Annotated in this window: 18 protein-coding genes; 6 read left to right on the top strand and 12 right to left on the bottom strand. The window is 68.2% G+C overall.

What is annotated here, in order from left to right:
• Nucleotides 1–20: 20 nt before the first annotated feature.
• From dnaG to ACO0LV_RS01890, 6 genes are all read left to right on the top strand, one after another.
• The gene (gene dnaG, locus ACO0LV_RS01915; RefSeq protein WP_424786167.1) at nucleotides 21–2,006 is read left to right on the top strand and encodes a DNA primase; all 1,986 of its coding nucleotides are present in this window, start codon (nucleotides 21–23) and stop codon (nucleotides 2,004–2,006) included.
• A 76-nt stretch (nucleotides 2,007–2,082) separates the two neighbouring features.
• Complete coding sequence (locus ACO0LV_RS01910) at nucleotides 2,083–4,086, top strand: alpha/beta fold hydrolase (protein ID WP_424786166.1); 2,004 nt, start codon at nucleotides 2,083–2,085, stop codon at nucleotides 4,084–4,086.
• Nucleotides 4,087–4,612: 526 nt separating this feature from the next.
• Nucleotides 4,613–4,834 (top strand): hypothetical protein, encoded by a 222-nt coding sequence (locus ACO0LV_RS01905; RefSeq protein WP_424786165.1) that lies wholly within the window; start codon nucleotides 4,613–4,615, stop codon nucleotides 4,832–4,834.
• Between the two features lie 72 nt (nucleotides 4,835–4,906).
• A complete protein-coding gene (locus ACO0LV_RS01900; RefSeq protein WP_424786164.1) occupies nucleotides 4,907–5,266 on the top strand; it encodes a hypothetical protein in 360 nt (119 codons plus the stop codon).
• On the top strand, nucleotides 5,263–5,781 hold the full coding sequence (locus ACO0LV_RS01895) for a DUF6907 domain-containing protein (protein WP_424786163.1): 519 nt from the start codon (nucleotides 5,263–5,265) through the stop codon (nucleotides 5,779–5,781). The genes ACO0LV_RS01900 and ACO0LV_RS01895 overlap by 4 nt, the downstream gene beginning before the upstream one ends.
• Entirely contained in the window at nucleotides 5,724–6,023 is a 300-nt protein-coding gene (locus tag ACO0LV_RS01890) for a DUF3039 domain-containing protein (protein ID WP_424786162.1), read from the top strand. The genes ACO0LV_RS01895 and ACO0LV_RS01890 overlap by 58 nt, the downstream gene beginning before the upstream one ends.
• A gap of 7 nt (nucleotides 6,024–6,030) precedes the next feature.
• Here the strand turns inward: ACO0LV_RS01890 and ACO0LV_RS01885 are convergent, their stop codons facing one another.
• From ACO0LV_RS01885 to ACO0LV_RS01830, 12 genes are all read right to left on the bottom strand, one after another.
• Nucleotides 6,031–6,468, bottom strand: a complete 438-nt coding sequence (locus tag ACO0LV_RS01885) for a hypothetical protein (protein WP_424786161.1) — start codon at nucleotides 6,466–6,468, stop codon at nucleotides 6,031–6,033.
• A gap of 64 nt (nucleotides 6,469–6,532) precedes the next feature.
• Nucleotides 6,533–9,403 (bottom strand): tape measure protein, encoded by a 2,871-nt coding sequence (locus ACO0LV_RS01880; RefSeq protein WP_424786160.1) that lies wholly within the window; start codon nucleotides 9,401–9,403, stop codon nucleotides 6,533–6,535.
• A 28-nt stretch (nucleotides 9,404–9,431) separates the two neighbouring features.
• Complete coding sequence (locus ACO0LV_RS01875) at nucleotides 9,432–10,025, bottom strand: hypothetical protein (RefSeq protein ID WP_424786159.1); 594 nt, start codon at nucleotides 10,023–10,025, stop codon at nucleotides 9,432–9,434.
• Nucleotides 10,026–10,038: 13 nt separating this feature from the next.
• Nucleotides 10,039–10,197 (bottom strand): helix-turn-helix domain-containing protein, encoded by a 159-nt coding sequence (locus ACO0LV_RS01870; protein ID WP_424786275.1) that lies wholly within the window; start codon nucleotides 10,195–10,197, stop codon nucleotides 10,039–10,041.
• Between the two features lie 251 nt (nucleotides 10,198–10,448).
• The gene (locus tag ACO0LV_RS01865) at nucleotides 10,449–11,066 is read right to left on the bottom strand and encodes a hypothetical protein (RefSeq protein ID WP_424786158.1); all 618 of its coding nucleotides are present in this window, start codon (nucleotides 11,064–11,066) and stop codon (nucleotides 10,449–10,451) included.
• Nucleotides 11,059–11,277, bottom strand: a complete 219-nt coding sequence (locus ACO0LV_RS01860) for a hypothetical protein (RefSeq protein WP_424786157.1) — start codon at nucleotides 11,275–11,277, stop codon at nucleotides 11,059–11,061. Before ACO0LV_RS01860 ends, ACO0LV_RS01865 begins: the two co-directional genes overlap by 8 nt.
• Nucleotides 11,278–11,431: 154 nt before the next feature.
• Nucleotides 11,432–11,803, bottom strand: a complete 372-nt coding sequence (locus ACO0LV_RS01855; protein WP_424786156.1) for a hypothetical protein — start codon at nucleotides 11,801–11,803, stop codon at nucleotides 11,432–11,434.
• 311 nt (nucleotides 11,804–12,114) lie between these two features.
• Entirely contained in the window at nucleotides 12,115–14,571 is a 2,457-nt protein-coding gene (locus ACO0LV_RS01850) for an AAA family ATPase (protein WP_424786155.1), read from the bottom strand.
• On the bottom strand, nucleotides 14,568–14,870 hold the full coding sequence (locus ACO0LV_RS01845; RefSeq protein ID WP_424786154.1) for a hypothetical protein: 303 nt from the start codon (nucleotides 14,868–14,870) through the stop codon (nucleotides 14,568–14,570). Before ACO0LV_RS01845 ends, ACO0LV_RS01850 begins: the two co-directional genes overlap by 4 nt.
• Nucleotides 14,867–15,193 (bottom strand): hypothetical protein, encoded by a 327-nt coding sequence (locus tag ACO0LV_RS01840; protein ID WP_424786153.1) that lies wholly within the window; start codon nucleotides 15,191–15,193, stop codon nucleotides 14,867–14,869. Before ACO0LV_RS01840 ends, ACO0LV_RS01845 begins: the two co-directional genes overlap by 4 nt.
• Before the next feature lie 61 nt (nucleotides 15,194–15,254).
• Entirely contained in the window at nucleotides 15,255–15,467 is a 213-nt protein-coding gene (locus ACO0LV_RS01835) for a hypothetical protein (protein WP_424786152.1), read from the bottom strand.
• Nucleotides 15,464–15,691, bottom strand: a complete 228-nt coding sequence (locus tag ACO0LV_RS01830) for a helix-turn-helix domain-containing protein (protein ID WP_424786151.1) — start codon at nucleotides 15,689–15,691, stop codon at nucleotides 15,464–15,466. The genes ACO0LV_RS01835 and ACO0LV_RS01830 overlap by 4 nt, the downstream gene beginning before the upstream one ends.

Below are 15,691 nucleotides of genomic sequence, written 5' to 3'. Positions count from 1 at the left end.
CAGCGCCTAGACTCAGGAGCATGGCCGGCCTGATCAGACGTGAGGACATCGCGTCCGTTCGTGAGAAGGCCCGGATCGAGGAGATCGTCGGTGCTCACGTCACCCTGAAGGGCGCCGGGGTCGGGTCGATGAAGGGCTTGTGCCCCTTCCACGACGAACGTACCCCCTCCTTCCACGTACGCCCGCAGTTGGGACTGTGGCACTGCTTCGGCTGTGACGAGGGCGGTGACGTGATCTCGTTCGTGCAGAAGATCAACCACCTGCCCTTCGGCGAGGCGGTCGAGCACCTCGCCTCGGTCACCGGGGTGGAACTGCATTATGAGGACGACGGCGGACCGCGCCGCCCGCGGGAGGAGCCCGGTCGACGCCAGCGACTGCTGGAGGTGAACCGCACCACCGAGCAGTTCTACGCCGAGCAACTCGGCTCACCGGAAGCGGCGACCGCGCGACGGTTCCTGGCCGAGCGCGGCTTCGACCAGGCTGCTGCGGCACAGTTCAGCGTGGGGTATGCCCCCAAGGGATGGGACAACCTGTCCCGTCACCTGCGCCAACGCGGTTTCATCGAGGCTGAGTTGACCGCCTCCGGGGTGGTCTCGGCCGGGCAGCGCGGCAGTTACGACCGGTTCCGGGGCCGGCTCATCTGGCCGATCCGGGACACCACCGGCGCCACGGTGGGGTTTGGTGCCCGCAAACTCTATGACGATGACCCCGGCCCGAAGTACCTGAACACCCCCGAGACGCCCCTGTACAAGAAGAACCACGTGCTCTACGGCATCGACTTGGCCAAGAAGGCGATCGCCACCCAGCGTCAGGTGGTCGTGGTGGAGGGCTACACCGACGTGATGGCGATGCACCTGGCCGGCGTCGGCACCGCGGTGGCCACCTGCGGCACCGCGTTCGGCGTCGATCACATCCGCGTGGTGCGTCGCATGCTCGGCGACACCGCCGATGCCGCGGCCGGGTTGATGCTGGCCACCGGATCGCGTGGGGGAGAGGTGATCTTCACCTTCGACGGCGACGAGGCCGGCCAGAAGGCAGCACTGCGAGCCTTCGGTGAGGACCAGCGGTTCGCCTCCCAGACGTTCGTGGCGATCAGCCCGGAGGGCATGGACCCGTGTGACCTGCGCCTGGAGCGGGGTGAGGCCGCGGTGCGGGACCTGGTGGCCGAGCGTGAGCCATTGTTCGAGTTCGCGATCCGATCGGTGCTGCGGCGGCTGGATCTGAGCACCGCCGAGGGCCGAGTGCAGGCGTTGCGGGCCGCAGCCCCGGTGGTGGCGCGGATCCGGGACCTTGCCCTGCGTTCGGAGTACGCGCGTTCGTTGGCGGGATGGCTCGGGATGGAGGAGACCTCGGTGCGCCGGGCGGTGACCCAGTCCCAGCGGCAGGGTGTCGGCGGTGACGGGGGTGGCACACCGGCCGAGCGCGACCCGCAGCGGCAGCGCCAACGCCCGGGCCTGGACCCCGAGGCCGCCCAGCGCACCGGCACCCGGTCAGCGCCCAGCACCGATCCGGTGGCCCGCCTGGAGCGGCAGGTGCTGGAGGTGGTGCTGCAGTTACCCCAGCACATCACCGACCTGGGCTTCGACGACCTGTCGCCGGACACGTTCGTGGTGCCGGCCCACCGGGCGGTCCACGACGCGATCCGGGCCGGTGGCGGCCTGGCCGAGTACGTCCAGGTAGCCGCCGCGGCCGGAGGAGGCGCCGATGGCGAAGCGCGGGCCGCTGCGGCGTGGGCGGAGCGGCTGCGCGAGGCCAGCGGACCCCCGGTGGACGGACTCGTGACGGAGTTGGCGGTGTCCCCGCTGCCGGAGGACCGCCCCGGAGCGCTGGCCTCCTACGCCAGGGGCGTGGTGGTGGCGTTGTTGCGGATGGGGATGACCCGCCGCATCGCCGAGGCTCGCGGCGCCCTGCAGCGCACCGCCCCGGAGGACCCCTCCTACGCCCAGCAGTTCGCCGATCTGGTCGAGTTGGAGAACGCTCGCCGGGCTCTGGAGACTCAGGGCTGAGCACCACAGTACCGCCGCCCAAAGGTGGGTCGGGCACCCGGTGATCTTCGCCGTCGTCCGCTGGCAGAATGGCCCGATGACCAACATCACCATAGACGCCGTCGACCTCATCTCCCGCGACGCCCTGTTCGGTAATCCCGAACGGGCCGGCGTCCAGATCAGCCCGGACGGGCGCTACCTCTCCTGGCTCGCTCCGCTGGAGGGTGTGCTGAACATCTGGGTGGCCCCCGCCGATGACCTGAGCGCCGCCGAGGCCATCACCCGTGATGACACCCGCGGGATCCGCCAGTACTTCTGGACCTACCAGCCGCACACGCTGGTGTACCTGCGCGACGACGGCGGCGATGAGGACTTCCACCTGCACCGGGTGGACGTGCGCACCCGCGAGGCCACCGACCTGACGCCGTTCCCGGAGGTCACGGCGCAGGTGAGCGGGGTCAGCGACCGGATCCCGGAGGCGATCCTGGTGGGCATCAACGACCGGGACGCCCGGTGGCACGACCTGTACCGGGTGGAACTGGCCAGCGGGGACCGGGAGCTACTGGTGCGCAACACCGAGGGTTTCGCCGGGTTCCTGGCCGATCACGACTATGTGGTGCGTTATGCGATGCGTACCCGCCCGGACGGCGGCATGGACATCCTGGCTCGCGACGGGGAGGACTGGCAGGTCGCCGAGGACGTGCCGTTCGAGGACGCGATGAGCACCTACGCCGCCGGCCTGACGGCCGATGGGTCCACCCTGTACCTGGTGGACTCCCGGGGCCGCAACACCTCCGGCTTGTACGCCCTGGACCTGGCCTCTGGTGCCCGATCGCTGGTGCACGCCGATGAGCGCACCGACATCGCCGGCGCGCTCGCGCATCCGACCACGGGCCGGATCCAGGCGGTGGCGGTGAATTACCTGCGCGAGGAGTGGACGGTGGTCGACCCCGAGGTCGGCCCGGACCTCGACGTCCTCGCCGGAGTCGGGCCGGGGGAGATCTCGGTCACCTCCCGCACCCTGGCCGACGACGTGTGGATCGCGGCGTACTCCTCGGCGACCGAACCCATGACCTACTACCGCTACGATCGCCCCCAGCGCCGGCTGACCCGCTTGTTCTCCGGGCGCCCGGCGCTGGAGGGCGCCCCTTTGGTGCCGATGCACCCGGTGGAGATCACGGCCAGGGACGGGCACACCCTGGTCTCCTACCTGACCCTGCCCGCGCACCGCGCGGCCGACGACGGCGCATCCCGGGCGGGTCAGCTCGCCGCCGCGACCGGTCCGGTCCCGATGGTGCTGTTCGTGCACGGAGGACCCTGGTCCCGTGATGCCTATGGATACGACGCGTACGTCCAATGGTTGGCCAACCGCGGGTACGCGGTGCTGCAGGTCAACTACCGTGGCTCGACCGGTTTCGGTAAGGAGTTCATCAACATCGCCGACGGGCAGTGGGGTGCGGCGATGCACGAGGACCTGCTCGACGCCGTGGACTGGGCCGTCCGGGAGGGGATCACCGCGCAGGACACCGTCGGCATCATGGGCGGCTCCTACGGGGGCTACGCCACCCTGGCCGGGCTGACGATGACCCCGACCACCTTTGCGTGCGGCGTGGACATCGTGGGCCCATCGAATCTGAACACGCTGATCGAGACGGTCCCGCCGTACTGGGCCTCGTTCTTCGAACAGATCGCCCGCCGGATCGGGGACCCCCGCACCGAGGCGGGCAAGGCGCTGCTTGATGAGCGGTCCCCGCTGACCCATGTGGACAACATCGTGCGGCCGCTGCTGATCGGACAGGGCGCGAATGACCCACGGGTGAAGCAGACCGAGAGCGACCAGATCGTGGAGTCGATGTCCGCCAAGGGCATTCCGGTCACCTACGTGCTCTTCCCCGACGAGGGCCACGGGTTCGCGCGGCCGGAGAACGACAAGGCGTTCAACGCCATCGCCGAGGGGTTCCTGGCAGAGCACCTGGGTGGTCGGGCCGAGCCGCTGGGCGGTGACCTGACCGGTTCCTCAGCCACGGTGCCCACCGGCGCCGACGGCGTGGCGGGCTTGGCCGACGCCCTGGCGAACCACGAGCCCGTCCTGCGCGCCTGACCCGCACCCGTCCGCACCCGGGCGGTACGCCGCCCGCACCAGGTCGGCACGCCGCCCGCACCAGCCTCCCCCGCACGCGGCTGCCCCGCCCCAAGCCTGCCCCGCACGGCTGTCGTGCACCCCGCACCATGCCACTGGAACCGTCCAATCGGTTGGTTCGGGCGGGGCGGCGGGGTGTGGGTGCGCTGGAACCGTCCAATCGGTTGGTTCGGGCGGGGCGGCACCGCGTGGGTGCGCTGGAACCGTCCAATCGGTTGGTTCGGGCGGGCCGGTGGGGTGCCGGGCGCGATGGCGAGCCTCGATGGTGCCCCAGGCGGGGCTTGAACCCGCGACCGACGGATTATGAGTCAGACTGTGCCCGTCCTGCGCGGTCCTGTTGTGTCCGGTTTGGGGCGTCCTGGTGCGGTTCGTGGGTGTCGTCGTCCTGCCTGGTTCTGCCTGGTCCATGGGCGTTGCGTAGCACTCCGATAGCACCAGCATCACTACAGGCTTGTCTTCCAGCATCACTACGAGTACGGTTCGGGGTATGGGTAGCGACAAGGTACGGGAGAACCGGGCACGCCGCGCCGCCGACCGCCAGGGGCTCACGCTCCACAAGTCCAGGCGCCGCGACCCCCGGGCCCTCGGGTACGGCCGCTACCAACTCAACGACGCCACCACGAACACTGTGGTGGCGGGCCGGCTCAACAGCCACGACGCGCTCACCCTCGAGGAGGTTGAGGAGCACCTCGGCATCACCGCCGAATAACACAAGACGCCCGCCCGGTGCTGTCACACCGGACGGGCAAGCCCCACACCTTGGAACAGAAGGAGTAGGACCATGAACAACCGTACCCTCGGGCACCCCACCTGGGGACCCCCGCCGGCCACTGACCCGCCCACGTGGGCGCACCGGGTGAGCGAATGGGACACCGACATTGACGGCACCGAGAACCGCATCATCGACGGCGCCGAGCAGATCCTGCGCACCTCCTACCCGTCCGATACCGGGGAGATTGCGGTCACCCCCGGCCGGTACCAGAAGCGCGATCCCCGAGGCCGGATCACGAACGAGGGCACCGTCCTAGTCGCAGACCTTGACCAGGACGTGGCCCTCTTGACACTCGCACCCGCCACGGCACGGCACCTGGGCGCGATGCTCGTGCACGCCGCCGGCCAGATCGCGGAGGTGGGACGATGAGCGCGACAGTTCAGCACCCCGACTGGTGCGCACGCTCCCAATGCCTGATCGAAGGCGATGACGGCACCCTCCATAACGGGCCCGTCCATCAGTTCAGCCTTGAAGACGGGCCCGTTATGGAGGCATACGCGTCGGTGTCCCGTGAGGCAGACGGGTCCCTAACCGTCAACAATCACGGGGTCTACGTCTACGCAAGTCTCGAGGACATCCTCACCCCCTACCAGGCCCGAAAGATCGCGCGGGCACTCCTCGACGCCGCCGGCCAGTACGACCGGGCGATCACCAGCGGCGGGGACAGGAGTCGGACGATGAGACTCGATGTAGTACCCCTGGGCGTCCTCGGCGTACGCGTCATCGAAGCGCCCGCACTGCCCGCAGCATCAATCTTCCTTCCCAAGCAGAACCTAGCGGTACTCGATTCCGAACTCTCAGCGCCTGAGCGCGCCGAGGAACTGGAATGGCTCACCGAGCAAGTCCTGGCCGAGGTCGGCGCAAAGCCGGTGAGCGAGCGATGAGCACCATCCTTGACACACCGACACAGCCAACCACTCACCAAGACCCGGGGCCTGAGTACAGGGTGCTGCACCGGATCCCCCCTGCCGACATTCTCGAGTCGGTCGTGAACGGCACCGCCGTCACGGCGCTGTGTGGTCACACCGCACGGGTCACGTCCACCGAAGAGGGCGCCCGCGGTGTGGGGCGCCCGGTGGTCGATGTGCCTTGCGTGCCCTGCGAGGCCGTCATCGCCAGGCCCTGAACGGGCCCTACCCGGTGGAGGTGAACGTGGCGGTGAACTCTGAGCCCGCGCCGGACTCCTCGGTGAACCGCCACCCCTCCCACTCATCCCCATCCTGCAGTTGGTCACTCGACCCGGGGTAGCGGGTTTCCTCCACCAGGCACTCAGTGGCAAGCACAACACCCATCGCGATGCCCATGCCGGTGAAATCGACATCCTCAGGGTCATCACCACGTTCGACCGCGTCGAGCGCACCGGAAGCACCGGCGCGGGCCCGCGCCGCATCACCCGTGACCGCGATACGCACCTCGGGCCCGTCGTGCTCGAGCAACTGGTGGTCCGCGTCGGGGCGCACACACTCCTCGTACACGGCCTGCGCGGCTTCCTCGGCTGCCGAGGCGCCACAACCGGCCACCAGGACGGCCACGGCCAACGTGGGTGCCAGGAGCAGGCCTCTGCGTTTCATGCTCTCGAACGTATCAACGGACCAGGGCCGGCGGGTGCCGTTCGGAGACGAACCCGCGTACGGCTCACAACACACCCACCATCTGCCACTTAAACGCGGCCTCAACCTGAGACAAATCCGCGCCGCCGAGACGCTCCACGTGCACCAACGGGCCACTGATAGACCGCGGCTGGTCGGTAGGTGCGCTCACATTCACCACCGGGGCGGGCACGGGCGGCGCCGGGCGGAACGCCGGCCCCCCGACGTGCCCGCCGGCCGCGTACCCGGTGAGCGCGGACCGCAACTGCCCGGCGTGCATCGCTTCCAGCACCCGCCGGTTGAACGGGTCCTGGACGTGTTCCTTGGGCATGACGTACTCGCCCCTGTGGACGATCCCGGCCGGTTCGTACTTCCCGCCCTGCCCGGTGTACCCACCATGAGCGAACCCAGGGTTGACCTTCGGCGAGATACCCACCGCGATGGACGACAGGGCCCTGATGCGCATCCGCGCCAACGCGGTATTAGCGTCCACACTCACAGTGACCGGGTACGCGGAGGCCCACCCACCCAAGGCCACCACCGTGCCGCGGGCCGGGCTGTCGTTGGCGTCCAGGTTGGTGTCGGTGACGTCTTGTTCCCACTGGCCGGTGAGGATGTTGTAACGCAGGTTCGCCCGGGACGGGTCGATGTCCAACCCGGTGTCGGTGGTGGTGCCCGCGAAGTCATCCACCACGGTCTCAAAGCCGCTGCGCGCCTGGGTGGTGTCGACGTCCAAGTTCGTGTCCGTGGTGGTGCCCGCGAAATCATCCACCATCGTCTCGAAACCACTACGCGCCGGCAGGTCATCAATATCGATCCTCGGATTCCGGGCAGCCTCAACCTCATCCGCGATCTGCTCAGCCAGGTCCGTGCCGGTACCCAACCAATGCTCAATCAACTCCTGACGCTGCGCCGGTGTGCCATCCACAAACAACTGCAACATCGCCGCACCCTCAGCCCCCGCGTGAGCCATCTCGTCCACGAACGCCGCCGCCGCGTCCTGCATATTCGCCGGCATCTCATCGAGCACCAACTCCGACGCAGCAACCCAGTTCTGCCCCCAGTTCGCCGCCGCCGCCTCCTGCGCCCGCATCTCAGCAATCCACTCATCCATCGTCTGAGCAGTAGACAGCCCGAACTCCTCAGCCGCCCCCTGCGCGACGTTGAACGTCTCAGCGAGCGACCCGAACGAATCACTCGCCTGGCGGGCCAAATCGACCCACTCCTGCCGCAACGCCGCCGCGGCCTCCTGGTTCTCAATCCACCCCTGACGCATCTCATCCAACGCCAACTTGGACTCAAACCCCGCCTCGGTCAGTTCACCCATCCCGTCAGCGGCCTCGAACGCCCCATCAGCCAAACCGATCAGCGAATCGTTATACCCCGGCAACAGTTGGGTCAGTTCATCCAGGCCCGCGCCCTCAGCCTCAAACGCCTCCAACAGTTCCGCATGCAACTCCGCCGCACGCTCAGCGTTACCCGAAGCCACCATCTCCGACAGGATCTGATCCCACTGCTCGAACGCCTGCCCCTGAGCCGCCAGGTCATCCGGCAACGGCCCACCAAACGCCTGGTTCAGCCCTGACATGAACCGGTCCACCCGATCCAACACGCCCCCACCGGTGAGCCGCTGGATCGCGTCCCCGAGGTCGTCATAGGCGCCCCCCAGGCGGGCGAACGGGGCATCAAAGTTGCCCTGCTCCAACGCCCGCGTCATGCCATGCAACCCCAACTCCGCGTCACGGAAATGGTTCTGCAGGCCCTGGACGGCGTTACCGAACGCGTACAACCCAACCACCGCGCCAGCCGCGTACCGGCCCACCCGCATAATCCGCGGGCCCATAGTCCGCAAGGCCTGCTCAACACCAGGAGTGATCATGCCCAGTTTGGCCAGACTGTCCGCCAACCGCACAGCACGCGGGAACATCGTCAGGAACGCCCCACCCGCCAACGCAGCAGCCGTACCAATACCCGTCACCGCCGTGGCAGTTTGCACCAACCCCGGCGGCATGTCCTGGAACCGGCGCAAAGCATCCGCAACCCGGTTCAACACATCCACGGCCAGGCCCCCACCCTCGGGGTCCACCAACGACCCCATCGCCACCGACGACAAGTCACGGAACGCCGCCACCACATCATCAACAGCACCCCGGAACGTGTTCCGCACCAGGTCAGAGGACCCCTCAAAGTTCTGCACCATCCCCGCCGCCAGCGCATCCAACGCCACCCCAGCATCAAGGGCACCACTGGTGATCTGCTCCCGAATCTCACCCGCCGTGTACCCCATGGCGTCACCGATCATCTGCGCAGCATCAATACCCCGCACACCAAACCGGCGAAGCTCCTCAGCCGTGATCTTCCCCTGAGACTCGATCTGGCCCATCACCTGAGCCAACTCGAGGAACGTCTGATTATCCCCACCAGCAGCCGCCACAGCCTCCGCCAACGCGTCCATGTACGGGATCACGTCACTGGTGCTGATACCGAACCCCGTCATCTGCCGCTGCGCCTCAATCAACGTGTCGCGCATCAGCCACGAGTTCTGCCCGTACTGATCCAACCGCTGCATCTGCGCCGCGGCCTCCTGAGTACTACCAGTGACCGCCGTCAACCCCTGCGTGGCGACCTGCCGCAAACTGTTATACCCAATACCAGTCTTGGCGACCACCGTGAGCAACCCGGCGCCGGCAGCACCCACACCCAACAACGCGGTACCCACAGAGGTCCAGGCCTGCTCGTTCTCACGCGCCGACTGCACCAACCGCTGACCGAACGTGCGGGCCTGCGTCGTCTGCTGCGGCTGCCCAATCTGCTTCGAAGCCTCAACAACCCGCTCAGTAGCCTGCGCGGCCTGATTCATCGACGAAACGAACCCACCGACCTCGGCCGACAGGACCGCCCGCACACTCCGCTCCATCAGAACCTCCAGTCAGCCCTTCAGCGCCTCAGAGACCAGCCACCACAGCGGCCTCACGATCCGACAGATACCCCAACTCGACCGGCCGCGACGGCGCCTGCGTGTACGCCTCTTCGTGCACACGTGCACCAAACGAGGGGCGGGCCGAATCGTGCTCTTGCACCGCCCGCCCCCACTGGGGATGCCCATCGGCGTACGCATCGACAATGTGCCGCCAGCCCATATCCACAGCGTGGGCGGCCAAGGCACGACCCAGCACGTAATCCCCTGAACGTTCCGCCCTGCTGAGCAGTCTCAGGGCCTCATCGGAGTTCGTAATCTGACCCACCCGGTCCTGAGCGTCACGATAAGACACCGCAGCCGCCCCAGGATCCATACCCGGACGGATCAAGTCACCGATACTGTGCACCTTCTGGGCGGCGGCGGCGCTGTCAGTGGTGCGCTGAGCCTTGATCGCGCCGCGAAGTTGCTCCAATTCACGAACCGCGGTCACGTAGGCCTTGGCAATGCGCCGCTGCTTGCCCCCATCCGACAGATCCGCATCCTCACGCACCCGGGCCAGTTCCTGCTGATACCGACGGTGCACCCGCTCGGCGTTACTGCTGCCATAAACCGTTGCCATCGTCCTACTCCCTTCACGCGGCCTTCACGGCCTGCCGATACTGCTCCAAGTCCTCACGTTCAATAACCCACCGACCACCCACCCGGACGGCCGGAAGGCGACCCCGCTGGATCGCCTGCCGGACCGCCCGCTCCCCTATACCGAGGAGTGATGCCGCTTGCCCGGTGGTCATCTGCGTTACCGACCCTGCCTCGTGTTCCCCGGCCACCGCACGAGCAGTTCCGGTAGCGGAACTACGCCACCGGGCAGCCCCATACGCCAGCGCCAACAACACCGCATCAACCTCGGCATCCATGCCCCGCGCCGCCGTCCGCACCCGCCGCAACCCCGCCGCCCGCTCAAGCCACGCAGCCACCCGCGCCGGCACCACCACCACCGACCCATGCAGGTACGACTCCGGCGGACGGAACGCAGGCCTCCCACTCATCGCACCCGCCCCGACCCGGCCCGCTCCTGCACAGCCCGCAACTCCTGCGGAATCGTCGCGATAAACGCCGCCCGCTGCTCATCAGTCAACCCAGGCACCTGCGCCACCGTCCGCTCAATGGCATCGAACACCAGCCGGCCCTGCTGCTGACTGATCGCCGCCATCCGCTCATCCAAGTCCAACCGGGCGATAGCCTCAGTCACCTTCGCCGTACGGTCCATCGCCCGCTCAAACAGCGCAATCTCGGCCCGCAACTGCTCCGACCCCGTCCCGTAGGCCGTGTAACGCATCTGCGACAACTGGCCCACGATCTGCTCGAGCAGGTCACGCCACCGCACCGCCAACCGGGCAGTCTTCAGCAACTCCTGAAGCACCTCGGCCATCGTCATCGGCCCGTCAACCTCGGCCCAACCCGAAGCCTGCCCGGCGACGTAGTTCTCCACCTCCTGCATCCGCAACCGCTGTTGCGCCTTCGCCACCACCGCCGGAACCTTGCCCCCGTGGTAGGAGCAGACGAACCCGCCGCGGATCGCCGCACGCCCGCACCGCTTCCCCTCCCGGTTGTGCGCACGGCACCGCCTCGAGTCGTCCGGGCCCAACCACCACTCATCCACGACCGACCACCACCCCAGGGTGCGCGGCCACGAACCGGCACCACGCGCCCATCGCCTCAGCGTGCCCGACCAGCGCACCAGCAACATCGCCAGGGGGTTGGGCCTGGACCGCGGCCCGTAAGGCTGCTGTGCGCTCATCCAGGGTGTCCAGGAGCAGGTCACGTTCGAACACCACCGCAGCGTGCTCGAACATCACCCGACGCTCACTCATGATCATGGTCATACCTTCCTCGTAGATGCTTGCTTACCCAGGCGCACCAGGTCACACCCGCCGCACCTGTAAATCCGCAGGCCCCGCACCACCCGGGACGGCGTCACCTGCCACCCCGGCCCGTCGCACCCACGCCGGTGCCCCTCACTGCCGGTCACTTGGCACCCCCCGCTCGGCGTTTGCCGAGGGAGGCCTGCAGGTCCACCTCCAGGGCCCGGCGTTGCTCCCAGTGCCAGGCGGCCAGGGCCTTCAGGTGAGACCGCCACGAACCGCCCTTGTTGGGGTGGAAGTCCCGCGCACCCTGCAGCGCCTCGGCGGCGGCCCCATGGGACGCGGCCCGGGAAATCAGTTTCGCCGAGTCCAGGAGACGGGTCCGGTGTGCCAGGGCGGCCTCAGCGACCGTTAACCGTTTACGGGTGCGGTCCAGGTCCGCGCTGGTGGTGGTCAGTTCGTGCTCGAGTTCGAAGATCCGGGCGGCCATGTCCCCGAACCGGCCCCCATCCTCGGGCGTTCCGTCGGTGCTCATCGATCGTTTTCCTCTCTCGGAGCGGACGCGGCTGTTAGCAACCGCGTAGCAGTCATGCTGTTTGCGCAGGTCACAGGCCCACCAGGGTGGCGAAACGGATACGTACTCCCACGCGCCACACGGTGATCGCCTCTGCGCACGGCCGGAACCCGCGACCAGGTAAACGGGCCCGGCCATGCGCACAAACCACCACCAACCCCGGCACAGGTCAGCGCCACAACCTGGGCACGTCCATGGGATGCCTCAACACGCGGGACGTCCATGGGATGCGTGCGGCGGGCGCGGCGGTCCGGTGCCGTGATCGTCATGGGTCATTTCTCCTCATGGTTGGGTCGGCATCGGGCGGTGTGTCCGGGGCCGGTGAGGGGTTCGGCGCAGTCGGGACACACCGGGGACACACCGGCCGCCGGGTCCAGTAGGTGTGTCCCTGGGTGTGTCCCGGCTGAACCGTTGGAATGTTGCGGTTCTGGCGGTGTGTCCCGGGTGTGTCCGGGGTGTGTCCTTAGAGTGGTCGGGTGTGTGTCTCCCCCTTCCCCTTCTAAGGAAGGGGAGACACCGACTGTTACACCGGTGTAGGCATCCGATTGGGGGTCGTCGGCCTGTCGGTAGGGGCGGTTACTGCTGTACAGGGTCGAGCGGTTCGGGCCGTCGTGGCGGTTCGCGAAACCCTCGGCTACGAGCACGTCAAGCGCGGCCCGCACGTACTCCTGCTTGCCCCTGACGGTGGCGTAAGCCTTCCGGGTGCTCAGCGGCTCTGCGGTGGCCTCTAGTGCCCGGCTGGCTTTCTCCATCAGCGCCGTGGGTCGGAATGTTTCAGCGGTGGGCGTGGCGGCGTCCGACGGTGTCCGCATGATGATGTGCACACCGGCGCCGGCGGGGTTGACTGCGAGGTCTGTTACGCGCTGGCCGGGGCGGTAGTTGCCGTGTCGGTCTTTGGCGCAGATGAGTTTCGCTGCCCCGGGGTGGCCTTTGGAGAACGGGCGCACGGTGGTCTGCATGTATTGTGCTCCGTTGATCGCTGCCCGCTTACGCTGGGAACCGATGGGCCATAGTCCGCCGTCGTCGGCTTTCACTACGTGGTCCAGGACGACGACGGCGGGCCCGGTGTTGGCGATGGATGTTGGTAGGCGGCGGAACCATCGGGCGGTGTCGTCGTCGTCGTTGGGTTTGGCGCCGTCGATCGCCATGCTTTCCCCGGTGGAGTCGATGACTACCAGGGTGGGTCGGTATTTCCTGATGGTGGCCGCGAGGTGCTCGGCGGAGGCGTCGGTAAATGCTTCCTCGGGGTGCAGGTAATGGAAGCGGGCGCCGGGTCCTGCCAGTAGGTCGGGATCTGCCCCGAGGTCGAGCATCCGTCCCACTACCCCGACCTCGTCGTCTTCGAGGTCCACGTACACCGCGTGATGGCCGGCGGCGATCTGCTGGGCGGCGGCGTGCAGTGCCGTCCAGGTCTTGCCGCTCCCGGATGCGCCGGCCACGCCGTTCACCTTCCCGGCGTAGAACAGGCAGGCGCCATCGTCACGGGCGGCGATGGTGGGCGCGTGTCGTTTGATCGTGCCGGCCAGCAGCCCGGCCACGGTGGCCGTCAGGTCCAGGGGTTGCCAGGTGGTGCCTGGGCCGGTGCCGGTGTCCTGGGGTGTTTCCTGCCAGTCTGGCGCCTGTTCGGGCGGCAGATCGGGGATCAGGCCGGCCAGGCCGCCGCGGGCATCCTCCCCGGCGGTGTGGTGGGTGTGGTCGCCAAGTTCGGCCCGGGCCTGAGCGTGGGTCTTCCGTTCGGCCGCGGCGCGGGCATCGGTGTCGTTCGCGGTGACTTCCCCCGGCCGGTGTCCGCTGTGGGCGCGTAACTCATCGAGGCGGGTTTGCAGCCGGGCCAGCGCCCGGGCGTAGTCCGCTTGGGTGATGCACCCTAGGCGCAGGGCGCACGCGGCGCGGATGTGCTGGGAGTACGCCCAATAGTGGCGGCCTCCGGTCGGTGTGTCGGTGGCCCAGGCGCCCACCATGCGGGCCACGTAGGGGCACGTCGAGGCGGCCTCCGGCCACTCATGAGCGGGGGCGTGCACCGTGGCCGGTTGGCCCGTGTCGGTGTCGAGTTCGGGCACACCGTAGGCGGTGAACGTTTCGAGCACTTCGGTCACGTCCAGGGCGTGCCCGGTGTCAGCCTCGAGGGTGACCGGCAATGCCGGCCCCGTGCCGGCGTGGGCATCCTTGTGGTTCTGCGTCCCGGGGGTGCGCAGCACCCGGGCCAGGTCATACACGTTGTCCACGGCACCGCCGTGGGCGACTGCCACGCGGGTGACCAGGCGCCGCCACCGGGCCAGTAATGCGGTCGCGGCGGCACGTTTCTCCGGGGTGGTGAGGGTTAGGTGTTCGTCGTCCTCGAGGATCCAGTACGGGTGCAGGCCGTGGCCGGTGGCGACGATGAACACTGGTCGGTCATTGAGCATCTCGGACAGGTCGGCTATCACGGCGCGGGCTGCTTGCATGGTGGGCATCACCCCCTCGCCTATGTCGAGGTCCGCCCATAGCGCGGCCAGCCGGGTCACGTCCTGGGCTGTGCCGCGCCCGCTCACGTTGGGGCGTACAGGGTTCACGGAGTGCCACACGTCGGTGTGCATGTGTTGGCCGGCCTGCAGGATCGCTGCATCCCCGGCGGGGGTGACGGTGGCGCGGAAGTGGCCGGCGTCGTGGTGGCACACGGCGATGTGTTCCCCGGGCCGGTGCAGGGCGTCGAACAGTTCGCGGGTGGTGGCCTGCGTTGCGATGCTCATGCCTGCCATCCGTCCTCGAGGCGCCGGCAGGCGCCGCACAGCCCGCCGACGCACAGCACCCTCGGGGCGGCTTGCACGGTGATCATGTACAGGATGCAGCCCTGGGAGACGAAGCGCCCGCAACGGTCGCAGGAACGATCGGCCCGGGTGCCCGGCTCACCGGTGGTGCCTAACGGGGTGATGATGAGGTCGGGGCCGGTGTGCGGGTCGTGGCCGGCATCGATCAAGCGGGCCACGCGCTCGGCTAGGCGGCCGCGCATCCATGCGGTCAGTTCGATTAGCGGGGTGTTGGTGGTCACCGGGTGGTCACCGCCTCGGTGCCTGTCCAGACGCGGCAGGCCCCGCCTGATCGGGTGGTGCGGCGGGATTGTTCGTAGCCGATGGGGCGGATGATGCCTTGCCGGTGTGCCCAGTGGAATAGGGCTCCCCATTGGTTGGGGTGGCGGGGGTCGGTGACGCCGAGGTCGGTGAGGTGCCAGGCGGTGAAAGGGCGGCCGAGGGTGGCGAGGTGGTGTAGTGCGCGTTCGGCGGTGTCTTTCCACCAGTCGTCGTCGTTGTCGTGGTGGATGTCGGGGAGGTGGTCGGTTCTCGTGGTGTGCTCGGTGTTGGTTGCTATGGTCATGGGTGCGGCCCTCCGGTGGCCGTGTGGTGGCGGATGGTCCGGGGTGGTGCCCGGGCCTTCGCTATGTGTTGGGGTCGGTGTCGGTGTTCTCGCCGATGAGCGCGAGGAGGCGGGGGACTGGCACGACCAGGCGGCGCCCGAGTTTCAGGGTCGGGATCTGACCGGTGGCTGCGGCCCGGTAGGCGATGTCGCGGCCCACGCCCATGAGGCGGCCCGCTTCGGGGACGGTGATGGTGGCGCGATCGCGCACGTCACCGACGGTGAGGGTGGTCATGTGAGTTCCTGGAGTTGTCTCAGGAGTCGCGTGTACGCCTCTTGCGTTCCGTGTCCGGGCCGGCGGGTGCCGCGTTCCCACCGGTAGACGGTGAAGGGGTGCACGCCGAGTTCGGCTGCAATTTCGGCTTGGGTTACGCCAGCGCCCTGGCGGATGGCCCGGGCAAGGGCCGGCGAAATGGTGTGCCGTTGCCGGGCGGCCACTTGTTCGATGAGGGTGGTCAC

This window comes from Pseudactinotalea sp. Z1739, from assembly GCF_049725055.1.
In the GTDB taxonomy this organism is placed as follows: Bacteria; Actinomycetota; Actinomycetes; order Actinomycetales; family Beutenbergiaceae; genus CALKWS01.
Note: the sequence above shows the minus strand (reverse complement) of the source record. Positions and strands in the feature narration are given on the sequence as shown.